The following is a 17,027-nucleotide window of genomic DNA, read 5'->3' as shown; positions in this document are numbered from 1 at the left end:
GGCGCAGGCCAGGCGTTATCGAACCCGAATGTGAAGTGGTAAATGGCGACCAATCCAATTCTCTCTGAACTGAATAGTCTCAGCCCGGGCGCAAAAGCTGCGCTCGCAAACGCTCATCAAACGGGCACAAGCCAGGCTGCTGCCCAGGGTGCACCTGCAGCTCCGTTGGGAATGCCTGCTGCAGGTGCACCACCCGCTGCTCCAGCAATCGGGCTGGCTCCGAAAAGTGCTGCGCCGACTCCTCAGGGTTCGCTCAGAATGACCCCAGGCAGCCAGTCTGCGCCGCCTCAGGCGTTGAAGATTCCCGACAGCATTCCTAGTGCACGGAACGCCACTTATCTTCAGGGATTGGAAGATGCTCCAGCAACAATGAGGATTCCGGATGCCTCAGTGGCAAGCATCGGAATGCCTGCGGCAAACATGCCATCGATCAAAGCACCGCGCGGCACCTTGCAGGGGGACTCAGAATATTACTCCCAGCAACTCGACAAGAAGCCTGCGCTCGAAAGTGTCTACGGCGGAATCACGGGTTCGAAGTTTGGCCAGGATCACCCAATCATGGGTCGCGTGCTTGGTGCTCTCGGGCAAATTCCTGCCACCGCTGCCGACGTGGTTTTGTCGGGCGCATTTCCTGGTGCAGGCCGGGTGGTTCCGGGGACGACGGTGAAGCATGCCCTTGACCTGAATCGCGGTAGTGCTCAGATTTCGCAGGACGTGGCGAACGATGAGAAACAAGCGGAGGCACAGCAGCAGCGGGCTCTTACGGCAGAAGCAAATACTCGAATCGCAGCTGTTCCAGGAAATATGCAGTTGCAGCAACAGCAACTCGCCGCAGACCTGGCTGAGCATGGACTCGGCCTGGATGCTTCCGGAAGGGTATCTCCGCTGTCCGAGGATCAGCTCACCCCGGAGTTGCGCGCCAAACTCGCCGGCCAGTGGGAAGCAGTTCCCGGGATGCTAAGCATGAATGGTGAACCGCTCGAGTACAACAAACAGACTGGCATGTACCGCGCGGCGCCGGGAATCGGGCAGGTTCAACCGCTGAAGCAGCCGGGAGAATCCGCGGCACAGGATGATCAGAAGTACGAGGCCCTGGTGGCGAAGTCCATCGAGGGGCAACAGCTGTCTCCTGAGGATCGTGCCTTCGTCAAAGCGTATCGCGACAGAAAGACGCTCGGGCAGCAGGTCACAAACTTCTACGCCAATCAGCGTGACCAGGGGAAGCAGGATCTCTCCGCGCGTCAGGCCGTTTTCAAGGCATATCAGCCGGTGCTCGATTCAGCTGAACGCTTGAATGTCATGGCCAAGAACTACGAGGATGCGGTCAATGACCACAATCAGCAGGCCATGCTGTCGCTGCTTGCGAATCATCTCGGCATGACGATGGGCCTACAAAAGGGCGCCCGCCTCAGCCGCGACATCATCCAGGAAGCGCAGCAGTCGATGCCTTACCTTCAAGGGCTCAAAGCGAAGTTCGACAAGGATGGATATCTGCAGGGTGTCACCTTGAGCCCGGAACAAATGCACCAGATGGTGGACCTTGGCCGTGAGCGCTATACAGAGGATGTGACCAAGGCGCGCAATGAGTCCCAGTATCTGGGGGCAACGGATGACGGGCCGGCGCGCACACCGAACAGCTCGGTGATCAATCAGTACATTCACATGGCCGGTGGTGACGCAGCGAAGGCGAAGCAGTTAGCAGCTCAAGACGGATGGACGGTGAAGTAATGGCACAGGATCCATGGGAAGCAGCAGCGGCACAGTACAAAACCTCTCAGGGGCAGGGCAACAGTACGCCTGCCCAAGCGTCGCCCAATGACGCATGGAAGGTATGGGGCGCAACAAGCCAGCCTGAGCCCAGCACAGCTGACAGCCTGCTGGGATACGGACGATGGGCTGCTAACGGTCTGAAGAATGCGGGCATCGGCTTCGCGAAGGAAATTCCTAAGCAGATCTCCGCGGCTGACGATGCTATGGCCCGAATTCCTCACATTGGCAACTGGCTTACCACGCCATTGACCGGCGGTGCATCATCGCAGCAGGCGCGCGATCAGATGCGGGCGGCCGGTACAGCAAATGGGAATGCGCAGAAAATTGGTCAGGGCATCGCCCAGGCCGGAGAGTTTCTGATTCCTGGTTTTGGAGAAGAAGCCGCTGCCGGTAAGGTCGCAGAGATGGCTCCCCGTCTGGCCGGCGTCCTAAAGCCGGCGGCGCGAATTGGCTACAACGCTCTTACCTCCGGTGCAGTGAATGCTGCGCAGGGCGGAGGATTCAGCTCGGGCGCTCTCATAGGCGCAGTGGGGGGCACTATCGGCGAAGGCATGCGCGCAATTGCGCCGGCTCTGGCTGAATCAGCGATCGGGATCCGAAAGGCTGACCGAGCCTATGGAAAGACGCCCGGGCGCATGATTCTCGATGAGACAAAGGGCCTTACTCCGCGCGCGGTCGCAAATAGTGCACAGGGAACGCTCGATCAGTTGAATCCTCAGCTTAATCAGGCGGCAGACAGGCTTAGCATTCGTCCTCGTCCGCAGACACGTGGCCTACTCCAGGCACCGCAACGCGATATTCCTCTGAATAACGGCGTGGCGCAAGGATCGACCGAGGGGCGCCTGTTTCCGTCCGAATACCAGATGGCACCATCGGGCGTAAATGCCGACGTCGAGAGCCCTCATTACCTTAGCGGCTCTGAGCATCCCGAAATCTCTGGACGCTTCGCACCTCCTTCAGGCGTGTTGAGAACGCGGGAAGGGATGAGTGCACCGGTGCTTGATGAGTTTGGCCGCATGACGACACCACCTCGTGTGACGGGCGATATCTTGACGACCGAACCGAATCGCATTGGATCACTTGGACCGGCGCGCGCAATCATCGGTTCGTCGATCAGTCGAGCAGCAGCTCAGAATGCGGAGAAGGAAGCCGGCCAACTGCAGCCAATGGACCGGTTTCTGCATACCCGGTTCAATACCGGCGAAGCCATCCCGGAGAATGTCACTCCTCGTCAGCTTCTGGATCTGCGCCGCGGCTTTGGCAGCGAGTTTGTGCACAACTGGAATCCGGAGGTATCGCCAGGCGTGACCGGCACGGCCAGAAGAGCCTACGGCGCACTTACGGACGAGTTTCACAATGTGGCCCCAGGGACTGCGGATCTCGATCGCAGAATCGGCGGCCTCATCCCGGTTGCCAAGCGTGCTGAAAGTACGGACCTGAATGCACCGATCGCGCAAAGAATCGCAGGTAGGTTCAAAGCTCATACCGGTGCATTGACTGGCGCAGCTTTAGGTGGTGTTTACGGCTACAACCATGACGGCGGAATTCCCGGTGCAGTCAAAGGAGCGACGATTGGGCTGGTTGCTCCAGAGGTGCTCGGGTCTCCAACAGTTGGCATGGCCATGGCCCGGACCGCAAATGCTCCTAGAGGCCTGCTGCGCGGCTTATCGGGCGCGGCGCTTCAGGTCGTGGATAGAGACAGGGACAAGCTTTATAGCCGGAGAACTGGACAACAGTAGCGTATGACGAGATCGACATCCAAAGCAGTGAACCTTGGACGGCATCAGCGTGCTTGTGGCATCTGTGCTCACAGCCAGTGTCCAGAGATTGAAGACGCCTTTATCGCGTGGAAAAGTCCTAAGGCAATTGCCGAAGAATTCAGCCTCGCCGATCGCTCGAGTGTCTACCGGCATGCCCATGCCTTTGACCTCTTCTCGAAGCGCCAGAGGAACGTGCGGGCGGCGCTCGAGCGAATCATCGAGAAGGCCGGCGAGGTCGACGTAACGGCCAGCGCCGTTGTTGCGGCGATCCAGGCCTATACCAAGATCAATGCTGCCGGTCAGTGGGTCGATCGGAGCGAGCAGGTCAACCTGAATGACCTCTTTGACCGCATGAGTACCCAGGAACTCGAGGCCTACGCGCAGCATGGAACGCTACCCGTTTGGTTCGAGACATACACAAAACGCGGAGCCGCACTAACCGCAACAACGGAGGATGGTGAATATGAGTGAATCGCGCTCAAATCAGGGACAACAGACGCTCTTGCCCGCAACAGCGTCTGGCAAGAATCTCGGGGGCTTTCCGCTCGGATCTCCGCAGTCGCGGGCCGCGGCGCGCTCCCTGCTTGAAGAGCGAAAGACCAACGACGAAGCTGGGGAGCTTCGCTTTGTCGTGAGATCGGTTATCGATGGATCTGTAGTCAACCTGGAGGAACGTGCTCGGCTGAGTAGCTTAATTTCTCGTGACAAAAGGCGCCGGTCTTAAGCGCCTTGTAATTTGAATTTTTCAGAATGCATAGTGCAGCCGAATCCAATCAAGGAACCCTGAATTTCTTTCTCTTCAATTTCGTCTTCTTCTTTTGTCTAGGTGGGCTGGCAATATGGCTGCAGTTGCTGCTCGAATAGTCTCTAAGAGAGTCCGAATGTAGGCGCTATTGATCGACACACCCAGCCGAAATCACCATAAATTGTGGAATGCCTGATACCCCAGCGAGAAAGCTCTTCACGGATGAAAGCTACGCGTTCAGGATCAATAAAAATTTTGGTGATTCGAACGTTGTGGGGATCCATATTTTCTAAGGCATAGAATTTCGGCGATCCCTTATCGAGATTGTGAATGGCGTGAACCACCTGCCATGCGGCCTGAGCTTCAGAACGATGGCTGTGGTGGCCCACTTTAATAACCCGAGTATGCGGAATTCCGAACGGCGATATCTTTTGGAAATCCTCGTTCTTGAGCATAGAATTTTCGTGGACCGGATAATGAAAAACCAGTGGCTGATTGTTCTTTTGCCGATCCTCTTCTACGGCAAAAAATAGAGCGACAAGCGGGTTTTCGCTCCAGTCAGACATTCTTGTAGACATGCCGTAGTGCTGTCCTAAACTAATCCAGTTCCAATCGTTATCAGGTGTTGAGGGATGCAGGTATCGAGCTTGAGATTTGAGGTAATCAAGCATAGGCACTTCGTTCTTTAGCACTATTTCAGGAGTGTTTCCACGGAACAACTTAGGCAGAAGAGGATGACCATGCATCTGCCCACGAAATAGCGTGACTGCGGTATTGGCCTGTGATGGCACTTTCCAAACTTGCTCGAGGAACTGTTGGACTGACTGAACCCTAACCCTGTCGCTCAATATTCTGATTCCTCGCTCTTAACGTTAAGACCATGAAATCTTAGTTTGGGCAAAATGTTGTTCTTCAGTGTGGCCCGTTGGCTTGAAGTTCTGGTGAAATCCAAGGGGCTTGAATGGGCGTTGCAGTCGCCGCAGCTGTGGCAAGAGCAGCTGAGATTCTCGGAAACCCAAGACGGTATCCCCGTGATGTCCATGAACTCAAAAGCTGCGGTAATTCCGTCGGTCTTGGCGGCGAACTAAACTGGGGACACTCGAGGTATTCAAGCAGAAACGGCATGAGCCCAGAGGACAGAGCTTGCACGGCACGCAGACGTATCGTCGTATCCTTGGGTGCCGGCTTTGAGCCTTTTATCTGCGCCATGAAAACCTTGTAATAGTCGACGAACTCCATCGGTGCTTGTGCTTGGCTTGCAGCAAAAGCGGCTGCCTCTCGTTGTAGCTTTATGTTGAGGTCGATTTCGGTTGCCGCGCTATTTTGGAGCTCGAAAATGGCGATGCGATCGTCCAGGTTGCGCCCAGCAAGCACGGGATGTTGGATGACCCCACAGCGCTTGAGAAAGGCGTCACCAAGAATCAGTTCTGGTTCGGACCGCAGCTTTTCTCGGATTAGGCTTGCTCGGACTTCCGTTCAAGCTCTTGGTCGCCTCGCTGTTTCTCGATCTCTAGAATCTGCTTCACTTCATCCAGATGCATGTCACATAAGGCACGAGGGCTGACAGTGAGCTCGAGCCTGGGCAATACGAGGACTTGCGAGCTGTGCAATCTCTGCTGAACTGCTAGAAGAAACTCGGCCTCCGTACCGAACGCATAGCTTTGACGGGCAGCGCCTATCCGGCGAGTCCACAAATCGCCCGATGGGATAAGGCTGAGGATGTCCCGCGCCTTTACAGAAAGGTCCTGCGGATCGGCGATTTTCTTGTCCGCTATACGGGTAAGGCATTGCAGTACCCAAACCCCAGGCTGAGTTCCTCGAGTTGCCATGAGCTCGAGAAAAAGCTTGTCCGAAACCTCAGCTTCTGCGGCTATCTCTGCCTCGAGCTCAAGCGCCGGATCACAGTTCACCGGAAAAGACTCAAGTCCTATGCATGTCACCCGGCCCTGGCGTTGCTGGAGAACGTGACACAGTTCGTGCCGCAGCATGCGGAGTGATCGTGCTGATCCTAGAAAGTCATCCCGCAGATTGAGAAAGACATGGTCGCCTTCCGCTACTGCCAATGCGTGGGCTATAGCAGGATGGGGATGAAGATGCAGTGAAACTCCAAGCTTCGACCTGAAATAGTCAGTGCTAAGTCGCTTCTTCATCTTTCACCTTTGTGCTGTGAGATCCATGCTGCCTGCGAAACGGAGCACTCCTTCATCTCTCATTCCAGCGCACGACCTTTATAGCAGCCAGTCATCGAGCTATGTCAGGATCGATAATTCTTCGGGGCGAAACGGTGAGACAAGCCACCTTGAGATATCTCGGAAGGTAGGTATTGCTCCTGTCTCTTGCAAAGAGGGCACTCGGCGAGGATCCAAGATGTGGGCATCTTGAGCGCAGGCGCAGGAATATTCTCACGGCAGCCTTTGCAGGCAATCACGAAGGAGTACTTTGCCGCGGCCGGTCCTGGAAACATATCGCGAGTATAGCGAATGAAAAGCGAACGGTGGCAACTCTATCGAATCTCACTCGAGCAGATTTGACTGCTAAGGAAAGAATGTAAGGAGGCCAGACCCAGGCCTGAACCTGGCTCAGTGCGTGATACTGCTCCGCGTGCCCATTGGGGTCGCAGACTTCTACTTGCTGACGGTCTCGATGAGCGATGATGTCCAGGATTAGATCTACCTGTTTCTCAGTCTGCATTCTTTCCTTGACCGTCTAGGAGAGGGAGGGTAGATTCTGTCTCAGCTTCTCTCCTCGTCTATCTAGGAGAGCAGCCGAGGGGTATCGGATGGGAAAGAAGCAGCTGGAGCTGCTGCAGGGCACACTCGACATGTTGATCCTGAAGGCGGTCTCGCTGGGGCCGTTACATGGTTACGGGGTGCTGTTGCGCATTCAACAGATCTCTGGCGAGCAGCTGGAGATTCAGCAGGGATCACTGTACCCGGCGCTGTACCGGCTTGAGAGCCAGGGTGCGATTTCAAGCGAGTGGGGAGAGTCGGAAAACAATCGGCGTGCGAAGTTCTACCAGCTCACGGCCGCGGGGAAAGCCCTGCTGAAGGATGAGGCGGAGAAGTGGAACCGCATGGCGGGCGTGATCGCAGGGGTTTTGAAGACCGCCCCAGGCGATCTGTAACAGCTACGGTAGCGAACTTATTGGAGAGAACGATGCGGCAGGCAAATCTTCGTGGGTGGGTGATGCGGCTGAGTTCGCAGGCAGGTTCGTGGCTGCGCGCGGCTGCGGGCCGGCGGCGCCTGGAGCGCGAGATGGATGAGGAGCTAGCCTTCCATCTGGAATGCCGTGTAGCGGACCTGGTGGAGCGCGGGATGTCGCCGGAGGCCGCGGCGCGGCAGGCGCGGATCGAATTTGGAGGCGTGACGATGCACAAGGAAGAGATGCGGGCCTCGCTGGGGCTGCGGTTGTGGGATGACTTGCGCGCGGATATCCGCTATGCGTGGCGGATGCTGGCGAAGAGCCCGGTGTTTACGGCGATCGCGATTGCGTCGCTGGCGCTGGGCATCGGCGCGAATACGGCGATCTTCACGCTGGCCAAGGAGATGCTGCTGGACCGGCTGAATGTACCGCAGTCGGAGCAGCTGCGCCTGCTATGGTGGCGCGGGCCGCAGGACAACATTGTGCACGGCGTCTGGGGAAGCCTGATGCCGGAGAACGGGCAGACGATCAGCAGCTCGTTCAGCTACCCGGTCTATCGCAATTTGCAGGAACAGAGCCGGAAGCAGGACCTCTTCGATGCGCTATTCGCATTCAAGAGCATCGGCAATGTCACGACGACGGTGGATAGCCGGGCGCAGGTGGTGCGCGGGGAGATGGTCTCCGGCGACTACTATAGCGGGCTCGGCGTAAAGCCGGAGCTGGGGCGCGGTATTGCGCCCGCCGATGATTCCACCGCTGGCGCTGGCGCTGTCGTCACCATCAGCGATGGCTTCTGGCGGCGCGCCTTCGCTGCATCGCCCAGCGCCATCGGCAAGGTAATCGCTGTGAATGGCAAACCCTTCACCGTGATCGGCGTGAATCCGCCCGAATTCACCGGGGCTTCGAGCGCGCATGAGTCGCCGCAGGTCTTCGTGCCGTTCAGCATGCAGCCGGTGGTGGTTCCGCAGGGGAAGGGCTCGCTCCTCGAAGATACGTCTCTCTGGTGGATGCAGGTGATGGTGCGTCCGAAGGCAGGCGTAACGCAGGCGCGCGCGGAGGCGGCCATGTCCGCCGCGCTGGCTGCCGCGGTGGCAAGCGAGCACACGGCGAAGCCCGGCGAGAAGATTCCGCAGGTTCTGCTCAGAGATGGCAGCCGTGGCGAGAACGAGGCGGCGCAGATGTACAGGCAGCCGGTGATGGTGCTGCTGGCGGTTGCGGGCCTGGTGCTATTGCTGGCCTGTGCAAACTTGGCGAACCTGCTGCTGGCGCGAGCCTCTGCGCGTGAGCGGGAGATGGCGGTGCGGCTGGCGCTTGGCGCAGGCCGCGCGCGCGTGGTACGGCAGGTGCTTACGGAGAGCCTGATGCTCTCCTTTGCGGGCGGCACGGCGGGCTTTGCGCTGGGCTGGGTGAGCCGCGATGTGATCCCGAAGCTGATGAGCGATCCGTGGGACCCCACGCAGCTCTCCGGGCGGCTGGACTGGGGTGTGCTCGTCTTTACCGTCGGGCTCTCGCTGGTCACGGGGCTGATTTTTGGCGTGGCGCCGGCGCTCAAGGCGACACGCGCGCAGGCCAGCTCCGGCCTTAAGGACAACGCGGCCACAGTCACGCGGCGGCGCACGGGCTACGCGGGTAAGGGAATCGTGGTCTTCCAGGTGGCGCTCTCGACGCTGCTGGTGGTGGGCGCGGGGCTCTTTCTGCGCACCATCGGCAATCTGGACCACGTCGATCCCGGCTTCCGCGTGGATCACCTGCTGCTTTTCGACATCAATCCTCCGGAGGCGCAGTATCCGGATGAAAAGGCCGTCCTGCTGCATACGGAGATTATGCGGCGGCTGGCGGCAGTGCCGGGTGTGGAGTCGGTGAGCGCCTCGGAACTGCCTCTGATCGCGAATGCACGAATGATGAACTCGTGGACGGCGCTCGACAATCCCGTGGCGCAGCCGCAGGACGCGGGGCTGATGAACGTGGTGGGCGATCACTTCCTCTCCACCATGGGCATGCCGATGATCGCGGGCCGCGAGCTTGGACCGCAGGACTCGAAGACTGCGGAGACCGCCGTAGTGGTGAACCAGCAAATGGCGCATGCGGTGTGGGGCCGGGCGGATGTGCTGGGGCGGCACCTCAAGGTGGGCAACAAGGTGTTTACGATTGTGGGCGTGGTGAAGAATGCGGCCTACGACAGCCTGCGTAAGGCTCCACAGGGGCAGTTCTTCTTCGCCTACCGGCAGGTGGGCTTCGATGGCCTTACCTATGAGGTGCGCACTCACATGGGCGCGGCAAGTCTCGCGCCCGCTCTGCAGAAAGCCGTGGCCGGCATCGATCCCAATCTGCCTTTGAGTGCGGTGCGCACGCAGCAGGAGCAGATCAACGCGACGCTGGGCGACGAGCGCATGTTCGCCACGCTCACGGCGGCCTTCGGGCTGCTGGCGCTGGTGCTGGCCTCGATCGGCATCTATGGCGTGATGGCCTACACGGTGGCGCGGCGCACGCAGGAAATCGGTATTCGCGTGGCTCTAGGCGCGCGCGCTGGGCAGATCCTGAACATGGTGCTGGGCGAGACGTCGCGGATGACGATCCTCGGCGTCATCGTGGGGCTGGGCGCGGCCTTCGGTCTCACGCGGCTGGTGAAGGAGATGCTCTACGGCGTGAAGACGTACGATCCGGTGACGCTGGCCGGCTCGGCGGCGCTGCTGTGCCTAGTGGCGCTCGCTGCGGCATTGATGCCGGCCAGGAGAGCGTCCAAGGTGGACCCCATGAGGGCACTGCGGCACGAATAGAGTAAGACATCGTATGAATCGACTCCCGGCTTCACCTGAGGGGAAGAAGCCCTTACCTTCATTGGGAAGCTTGCAGAGGATGAAGAGCCTTACGCTGTGCCCTAACTGGCCACGCGCGGGCTGCATGAATACCAGTATGGGGCGGAAGCTTCGGATGGCCGCAATTGGGCTGCGGGGATTATCTCGAAATCCGCAGAATCATGAGTTGCAAGTATTTGAAGGCATGGCGCGATGCGGGTACGCTCGTGGCAAAGGTGAGAATCATGCCCAAGTACGATCTCAATTTCATCCCGCCCACTCCATCGAATCATTCCCGCTATCGGATAGAGATTCATGCCCCGGTGTCTGGCAATGCTGCTGACCGCCCAACTCGATCAAATGCTGCATTGGTGTCCCATGGCTATACCTATGTCGAAATACAACAGGTCCTCAATACTCTGAAGATTTCCGCGCCTCGGCAGGAAAAGGCTTTGATCAGCTTGAACGACGGCAGGAGCCATCTCCTAGAAGCTGTCGATGTCTCTCCTCCTAGAAGCTGTCGATGTCTCTCCAGAGATAGCCTCGCAAATTGGCTGGAGTTCCATCAAGCCGTTTTCCACCAAGCCGTTATAGATGACCGCGCCCCAGGTCTTGATGGCAACAACAAGTACGGCTTCAGCAAAGGCTGTCAGATCTACTCTGGCGGCCCTGTCGCGGAGGAGCGCGGGTGCGCCGGAATGACTCAAGTGGTAGATGGCGGGGCTAGGCAGTTCGGCTGCCGCAAAGGTCAATATTTCTGAAAATACTAGGCCTTTAGATTGAGGGGTTTGGCATCTATCTGCCCCGGTTTCAGGGCACTCGGGGGCTTGCAGGTAATTCAGGGTAAAGCGAATATAAGGCGAAAGCCCTATGCGCTCTGCCTCTTCACTCCGTCGACAAATTGAAGCCTCCCTTTCCGAGCGAATTCCCTCCGCGCTGACGCCTGCAATGCGGAGTGAGCGGCCACTCGCGGCTACTGGGATCGCCTCTCTCGATCACCTGCTGGGTGGCGGACTGCCGGTAGGAGCTCTGTGCGAACTGACCGGGCCGGAGTGCTCGGGACGGACCTCGGTGGCGCTGTCCTTTCTGGCGCGGATGACGGCAGCAGGCAAGGTCTGCGCGTGGATCGATGTATCGAATGCGCTTGAGCCAGCTTCGGCCGCCGCGGCAGGCGTGGATCTGGAGCGGCTGCTGTGGGTGCGGTGCGGCGCGGAGGCGGTGAAGACGGAGCGGTCCGGGCGGAGCTTCCGTTTGCCGGAAACGTGCCTCGCCCCTGCGCCTGCTCCGAAAAAAGGATTGCATGGTGGAAGATTCGGGCAGCATCCCCGCAGCGAGGTGCGCGGGCTGGCGGATGCAGTGGGGAGCCTGCTGGAGGCTGATACCGCGCGAGCTTACCTGGGGCCTCGTTGCGCTGAGCCGCAGCAGAAAGAACGCCGCATTCCAGAGACGGCAGAGCAGAACCTTGCGCCGGTTACGTTGCCGGGCAACCGCTGGCGGCGGTCCCGCGCCTATGACGCGATCGAGCAGGGGCTGCGCTCGGCGGACCTGCTGATGCAGGGCGGCGGCTTCTCCGCGATTGTGCTGGACCTTGCAGGTGTTGCCCCGGCGCATGCGGCGCGTATCGAGCTTTCCACCTGGTACCGGTATCGCGCCGCAGCGGAGCGGACGCAGGCCAGTGTGCTGCTGCTGAGCCAGTACGCCTGCGCGCGCAGCAGCTCAGAGGTGCAGCTGGTCTTCAGCGGCTCCGAGGGGAGTGCCGACGAGACGACGGTCTTCTCCGGCATGCGGCCGCAAGTGCAGGTGACGCGGCGGCGTTTCGCCACGCAGGAAAGCCAGCTGCACAGCAACGTGGTGCCGCTGCGCAAATCGCCACGTGGCATCGACTCGGTCGCGTGGCAGAGCCGCGCGGAGTGGGCGGTACATCGAGGACGGAACTGCGATGACGGATCCCGGTGAGCTTTATGCCTGTCTGCTGGTGCGCGAGTTTCCTGCCCAGGCACTGTTGCGTCTGAGGCCGGAGCTGCGGGAGAGACCGTGCGTGGTCCTGGAGGGACTGCCGCCGCTGCAACAGGTTTGCTCGTTGAACACCCGAGCGCGCCTGCGGGGAATCGAGCATGGGATGACAGCGACCGAGGTGGCTACTTTCTCCGATGCCGTGGTTCTGGAGCGTTCGACGGAGATGGAGCGCGTTGTCTCGGATGTGCTGGTGGAATGCGCGGGTGCATTCTCTCCGCGTATCGAACCCCGACGCGAAGGCACAGCATGGCTGTGCGGGCTGGATATTGCCGGGACAGAACGGTTGCTAGGTACCCCAGAGAAACTGGCTGCGGATCTCCGTGAACGTGTGCGCAGGCTGGCAATCTCCGCACAGGTGGCCGTGAGCCGCAACTTTCTCACCGCGTTGTGCGTGGCGCGAGGACTGCCGGCGAATATCGCGGTGCGGGTCATCGCGCCGGGCAGGGAGGCCGTGGCGCTGTCAGCGCTGCCGATTGCGGTGTTGCAGATAGAAGAACGCCACGCGGAGATCTTCGCGGCATGGGGCATTGCGACGCTCGGCATGCTTGCCGCGCTGCCTGAGGATGCGCTGGTAGCCCGCATCGGGCAGGCGGGAAGGCGGCTGCGCCTGCTGGCGTGCGGTGAGAGCGAACACCTGCTCGAACCGCAGGAGACGCCGTTCGTACTCGAAGAGCGAGCGGATCTGGATGCGCCGCTCGAAGAACTGGAGCCGCTGCTCTTCGGTCTCTCGGCGATGCTGGAACAGCTTGTGGTGCGTGCGCAGTCACGGCTGGTGGCGCTGGCCTCCGTCACGGTCACGCTGCGCCTCGAAGGCGGTGGAGAGCATACGCGGATCGTTAATCCGCGCGTGCCGGGCAGCGACCGCCGGCTATGGCTGAAGCTGCTGCAGCTGGAGCTCGAGGCGCATCCGCCGCCTGCGCCGATTACGGGCGTGACGCTGCACGCGGAGCCGGGAATCGCGGGCAAGGTACAGCTCGGGCTCTTCTCTCCGCAGGCGCCTGAGCCCGGACGGCTGGATGTGACGCTGGCGCGGATCGCGGCGCTGGTGGGTGAGGCGAACGTGGGGCGCATCGTGCTCGAAGACACCCACGCACCGGAGGGCTTTCATCTCGAACCGTTTCGCGTTCTGCCGGAAAAAAGCTTGCAGCGCGAACTGCCCGCGGCGCGTATGAGCCTGCGCAGGCTTCGTCCACCGGAGCGCAGCGCGGTTGTCTTCACAGAAGGCCGCCCGCGCTCGCTTACGTTTCGTGAGCGCCGGTACATCGTGGAGCAGGCATACGGGCCCTGGCTCGCTGGGGGAGTGTGGTGGAGTGACGAGACGTGGGGGCAGCGGCAGTGGGATCTGGTTGCGCGTTCCGGGGATGGGGCGCAGCTCTGCTGCTGCGTAACGCATGACTTTATGGAAGCGGGATGGAAGGTAACCGCGCTCTATGACTGATGCCTACATCGAGTTGCACGCTTCCAGTGCCTTCTCGTTTCTCGAAGGCGGTTCGCTGCCGGAGTCGCTGATCGATCGTGCGGCGGAGATCTCCATGCCGGCCGTCGCCCTGCTCGATCGCAATGGCGTCTACGGTTCGGCGCGATGCCACAAGCGTGCGGAGGAGACCGGCGTGCGTGCCCATGTAGGCGCGGAAGTCTCTGTGGCCGAGTTGGGCAACAGGCTTGCGCCGCCGCTGTGGCTTCCGCATCGGCATGCGGTTGAGCCTGTGCGCCTACCGCTGCTGTGCGAGACGCGCGAGGGGTACCAGAACTTATGCCGCATGCTCACGCGGCAGAAGATGCGCGAGGCTAAGAAGCATGAAGGCACCTCACGTCTGCGCGATCTTGAAGAGTATGCGCAGGGGCTGGTGTGCCTTACCGGAGGAGAGGAAGGCCCGCTGGCTGCAGCTCTGGCGCGCGGTGGCGAGGACGAAGGCCGAAAGGTAGTGGAGCGACTGGTGCGCATCTTCGGGCACGAGCAGGTGTATGTCGAAGTGCAGCGGCACAGCGAGCGCGATGAGGAGTGGCGCAACCAGGCTGCTCTGCGCATTGCAGAGTCCTTGCACCTGCCGGTCCTGGCCACCAATGGTGTGCGCTATGCGACGAAGTACGATCGTGAGGTCCTCGATCTCTTCACGGCAATTCGCAACCATACCGAGCTTGATCGCGCCGGGCGTCTCCTCACGTTGAACAACCAGCGCCATCTGCGCACGGCTGCGAAGATGGCCGAGCTCTTTCGCGATGTGAAGGGCGCGGTGGAGCGCAGCGTGGAATTGTCTACGCGCCTGGGCTTTGTGCTTTCCGACCTCGGTTACGAGTTTCCACGCTATCCGGTGCCGGAAGACGAGACAATGGACAGCTTTCTACGCAAGCGCGTGGAAGAAGGCGTCGCACGCCGCTATGGATCGCCGGACAAAAAGGAATTTCTGGAACGAGCGAAACAGCAGGTCGAGCGCGAGCTGGCGCTGATTGGCAGGCTGGGCTTCGCCGGCTATTTTCTTATCGTTTGGGACATCGTGCAGTACTGCAAGCGTAACGGCATCCTGGTGCAGGGCAGAGGAAGCGCGGCGAATTCGGCCGTCTGCTATGTGCTCGAGATCACCGCCGTCGATCCGGTGCAGATGAAGCTGCTCTTCGAGCGCTTTCTCTCCGAGAGCCGTGGTGAGTGGCCGGATATCGATCTTGACCTGCCATCGGAAGAGAAGCGTGAGCAGGCGATTCAGTACGTGTACACGCGCTATGGCGAATTGGGTGCGGCGATGACGGCGAACGTTATCAGTTATCGCGGCAAATCCGCAGCGCGCGAAGTGGGTAAGGCTCTGGGCTTCGATGCGGATTCTCTGCAGCGGCTCTCCGGGCTGATTGCGAACTTTGAGTGGAAGGGGCCAAACGATACGATCGCGCATTCCTTCCGCCACGCCGGTTTCGACACGGCACATCCGCGCATCGCGAAGTATCTCGAGCTTTGCATGCGCATCCAGGATCTGCCACGTCATCTCGGTCAGCACTCGGGCGGTATGGTCGTCTGCCAGGGGCAGCTCGACAGCGTGGTGCCGCTGGAGCGCGCGTCCATGCCCGGTCGTACGGTGGTGCAGTGGGACAAGGAAGACTGTGCAGCCCTTGGCATCATCAAGGTGGACCTGCTGGGCCTGGGCATGATGGCCGTGCTCAAGGATTGCCTTGAGCTGATCCCGGAGCACTACGGCGACAGGGTCGATCTCGCCCACCTCCCGGAGGATAACGAGGTATATCGCACGCTGCAGCGCGCAGACACTATAGGCATGTTTCAGGTGGAAAGCCGCGCGCAGATGGCATCCCTGCCGCGCAATAAGCCGGAGAAGTTTTATGACCTCGTGGTACAGGTGGCGATCATCCGTCCCGGGCCCATCGTCGGCAAGATGATGCATCCGTACATGAGGCGGCGGCAGAAGAAGGAAGAGGTCACCTATCCGCATGACTCGTTGAAGGAGACGCTGGAGCGCACGCTGGGCGTGCCACTCTTTCAGGAGCAGCTGCTGCGCATGGCGATGGTGGTCGCGAACTTCACCGGCTCTGAGGCAGAAGAGTTGCGGCGTGCCGTGGGCATGCGCCGCAGCTGGGAGCGGATGAAAAACCTCGAAGGCAGGCTTCGCGCGGGGATGACGGCAAATCGTCTCGACGAGGCGACCCAGGACCTCATCGTGCAGAACATCAGCTCATTCGCGCTCTATGGCTTTCCCGAGTCACACGCGGCAAGCTTTGCGCTTCTTGCCTATGCGTCGGCGTATTTCAAAGTGAAGTACCTGGCGGCATTCACCTGTGCGCTACTCAACAATCAGCCGATGGGTTTCTACATGCCGGGGGTGATCGTGAAAGATGCGCAGCGGCATGGGCTAAAAGTGAAACCCATCGATGTGCAGATCTCCGATTGGGCCTGCACGCTAGAGCACGAGCCGGATGGCGCCGTCTCGCTGCGCATGGGGCTAGGCTACGCGCGAGGCTTGCGAAAGCAGGCGGGAGAGGCGCTGGTTGCAAGCCGAGACGAAGCCGGCCTTTTTGACTCGGTAGACGACCTTGCCTGTCGTGTGCCGCTGCTGCAGCGCAAAGATCTGACGCGGCTGGCGGCCATTGGAGCGCTCAATCGCGTGGAGGGCATCGTGCACCGAAGAGACGCGTTGTGGCAGGTGGAGCGTGCAGGCAGACTCGAGGGGCCTCTGCTGCGCGATCGCATCGAGACGCTGCGCGAAGAGTCCATGGCCACGCCATTGCGGAGGATGGATACCGATGAGCGGCTGGTAGCGGATTATGCGGGCACGGGATTGACCGTGGGACGGCATCCCATGTCCTACCGGCGCGAGCAGCTGCGACGCGAGCATATTCTCACCGCCGGGCAACTGCGCCAGCGCACGGATGGCGAGCCGGTGCGGGCCGCAGGATGCGTAATCGCGCGACAGCGACCAGGCACGGCGCACGGGTTCGTCTTTCTTTCGCTTGAAGATGAGAGCGGTATCGCCAACGTGATCGTGACGCCCGATCTCTTCGAACGACAACGGCTGGTCGTGACGCGGAGCAAGTTCCTGGTTGCGGAGGGAACGCTGCAGAACCAGGACGGCGTGGTACATATCAAGGCCACGGAACTGCGCCCGCTGGACATGGCTTCGATCCATGTCTCATCGCATGACTTTCACTAGCCGGTTCAGCCGAATCTCTTGCATGTTCCGAAAACCACCAGCGAGTGGCTTTCGTAAATTATTGAAAAAACAGTCGGAGCAAGCAGATGAACAGCTGCCCAGAACCAGATGCTTTTGCTAATGTACCCGGTCAAGCGCATGAAGAAGGTG

At 60.1% G+C, this 17,027-nt stretch carries 12 protein-coding genes; 10 read left to right on the top strand and 2 right to left on the bottom strand.

Annotation, left to right across the window (positions count from 1 at the left end):
* Positions 1-42: 42 nt before the first annotated feature.
* Genes QM649_RS06520 through QM649_RS06510 form a run of 3 tightly spaced genes read left to right on the top strand, consistent with a single transcriptional unit; the run spans position 43 to position 4,001 of the window.
* Positions 43-1,728 carry a hypothetical protein gene (locus QM649_RS06520; RefSeq protein WP_415198210.1) on the top strand — a complete coding sequence of 562 codons (1,686 nt, stop codon included), beginning with the start codon at positions 43-45 and terminating at the stop codon, positions 1,726-1,728.
* Positions 1,728-3,509 carry a hypothetical protein gene (locus QM649_RS06515; protein WP_415198209.1) on the top strand — a complete coding sequence of 594 codons (1,782 nt, stop codon included), beginning with the start codon at positions 1,728-1,730 and terminating at the stop codon, positions 3,507-3,509. The genes QM649_RS06520 and QM649_RS06515 overlap by 1 nt, the downstream gene beginning before the upstream one ends.
* 3 nt (positions 3,510-3,512) lie before the next feature.
* On the top strand, positions 3,513-4,001 hold the full coding sequence (locus QM649_RS06510; protein WP_415198208.1) for a hypothetical protein: 489 nt from the start codon (positions 3,513-3,515) through the stop codon (positions 3,999-4,001).
* Between the two features lie 396 nt (positions 4,002-4,397).
* Here QM649_RS06510 and QM649_RS06505 read toward each other — a convergent pair whose 3' ends face one another.
* A complete protein-coding gene (locus QM649_RS06505; protein ID WP_415198224.1) occupies positions 4,398-5,066 on the bottom strand; it encodes an FRG domain-containing protein in 669 nt (222 codons plus the stop codon).
* 102 nt (positions 5,067-5,168) lie between these two features.
* Here QM649_RS06505 and QM649_RS06500 point away from each other — a divergent pair, with 102 nt between their 5' ends.
* Complete coding sequence (locus tag QM649_RS06500) at positions 5,169-5,363, top strand: hypothetical protein (RefSeq protein ID WP_415198207.1); 195 nt, start codon at positions 5,169-5,171, stop codon at positions 5,361-5,363.
* Positions 5,364-5,729: 366 nt separating this feature from the next.
* Here QM649_RS06500 and QM649_RS06495 read toward each other — a convergent pair whose 3' ends face one another.
* On the bottom strand, positions 5,730-6,425 hold the full coding sequence (locus QM649_RS06495) for a DUF4157 domain-containing protein (protein ID WP_415198206.1): 696 nt from the start codon (positions 6,423-6,425) through the stop codon (positions 5,730-5,732).
* Between the two features lie 629 nt (positions 6,426-7,054).
* On the opposite strand from QM649_RS06495, the gene QM649_RS06490 reads away from it, so the two are divergent.
* The 6 genes from QM649_RS06490 to QM649_RS06465 all read left to right on the top strand — a co-directional run bounded on the left by QM649_RS06490 (position 7,055) and on the right by QM649_RS06465 (position 16,877).
* Positions 7,055-7,399 carry a PadR family transcriptional regulator gene (locus tag QM649_RS06490; protein WP_415198205.1) on the top strand — a complete coding sequence of 115 codons (345 nt, stop codon included), beginning with the start codon at positions 7,055-7,057 and terminating at the stop codon, positions 7,397-7,399.
* A gap of 32 nt (positions 7,400-7,431) precedes the next feature.
* A complete protein-coding gene (locus QM649_RS06485; RefSeq protein ID WP_415198204.1) occupies positions 7,432-10,194 on the top strand; it encodes an ADOP family duplicated permease in 2,763 nt (920 codons plus the stop codon).
* Between the two features lie 263 nt (positions 10,195-10,457).
* Positions 10,458-10,973 carry a hypothetical protein gene (locus QM649_RS06480; RefSeq protein ID WP_415198203.1) on the top strand — a complete coding sequence of 172 codons (516 nt, stop codon included), beginning with the start codon at positions 10,458-10,460 and terminating at the stop codon, positions 10,971-10,973.
* Positions 10,974-11,160: 187 nt separating this feature from the next.
* The gene (locus tag QM649_RS06475; RefSeq protein ID WP_415198202.1) at positions 11,161-12,168 is read left to right on the top strand and encodes a recombinase RecA; all 1,008 of its coding nucleotides are present in this window, start codon (positions 11,161-11,163) and stop codon (positions 12,166-12,168) included.
* Entirely contained in the window at positions 12,152-13,666 is a 1,515-nt protein-coding gene (locus QM649_RS06470; RefSeq protein WP_415198201.1) for a DNA polymerase Y family protein, read from the top strand. The genes QM649_RS06475 and QM649_RS06470 overlap by 17 nt, the downstream gene beginning before the upstream one ends.
* On the top strand, positions 13,659-16,877 hold the full coding sequence (locus tag QM649_RS06465) for an error-prone DNA polymerase (RefSeq protein WP_415198200.1): 3,219 nt from the start codon (positions 13,659-13,661) through the stop codon (positions 16,875-16,877). Before QM649_RS06470 ends, QM649_RS06465 begins: the two co-directional genes overlap by 8 nt.
* The last annotated feature ends 150 nt before the right edge of the window (positions 16,878-17,027 follow it).

This window comes from Silvibacterium sp. (assembly GCF_047605705.1).
GTDB lineage: Bacteria > Acidobacteriota > Terriglobia > Terriglobales > Acidobacteriaceae > Silvibacterium.
Note: the sequence above shows the minus strand (reverse complement) of the source record. Positions and strands in the feature narration are given on the sequence as shown.

What these genes read in the sequence shown, in the direction of transcription:
- QM649_RS06520 (WP_415198210.1), top strand. Translation starts at nt 43, where the DNA reads ATGGCGACCAATCCAATTCTCTCTGAACTGAATAGTCTCAGCCCGGGC.
- QM649_RS06515 (WP_415198209.1), top strand. Translation starts at nt 1,728, where the DNA reads ATGGCACAGGATCCATGGGAAGCAGCAGCGGCACAGTACAAAACCTCT.
- QM649_RS06510 (WP_415198208.1), top strand. Translation starts at nt 3,513, where the DNA reads ATGACGAGATCGACATCCAAAGCAGTGAACCTTGGACGGCATCAGCGT.
- QM649_RS06495 (WP_415198206.1), bottom strand. Translation starts at nt 6,425, where the DNA reads ATGAAGAAGCGACTTAGCACTGACTATTTCAGGTCGAAGCTTGGAGTT.
- QM649_RS06490 (WP_415198205.1), top strand. Translation starts at nt 7,055, where the DNA reads ATGGGAAAGAAGCAGCTGGAGCTGCTGCAGGGCACACTCGACATGTTG.
- QM649_RS06485 (WP_415198204.1), top strand. Translation starts at nt 7,432, where the DNA reads ATGCGGCAGGCAAATCTTCGTGGGTGGGTGATGCGGCTGAGTTCGCAG.
- QM649_RS06480 (WP_415198203.1), top strand. Translation starts at nt 10,458, where the DNA reads ATGCCCAAGTACGATCTCAATTTCATCCCGCCCACTCCATCGAATCAT.
- QM649_RS06475 (WP_415198202.1), top strand. Translation starts at nt 11,161, where the DNA reads ATGCGGAGTGAGCGGCCACTCGCGGCTACTGGGATCGCCTCTCTCGAT.
- QM649_RS06470 (WP_415198201.1), top strand. Translation starts at nt 12,152, where the DNA reads ATGACGGATCCCGGTGAGCTTTATGCCTGTCTGCTGGTGCGCGAGTTT.
- QM649_RS06465 (WP_415198200.1), top strand. Translation starts at nt 13,659, where the DNA reads ATGACTGATGCCTACATCGAGTTGCACGCTTCCAGTGCCTTCTCGTTT.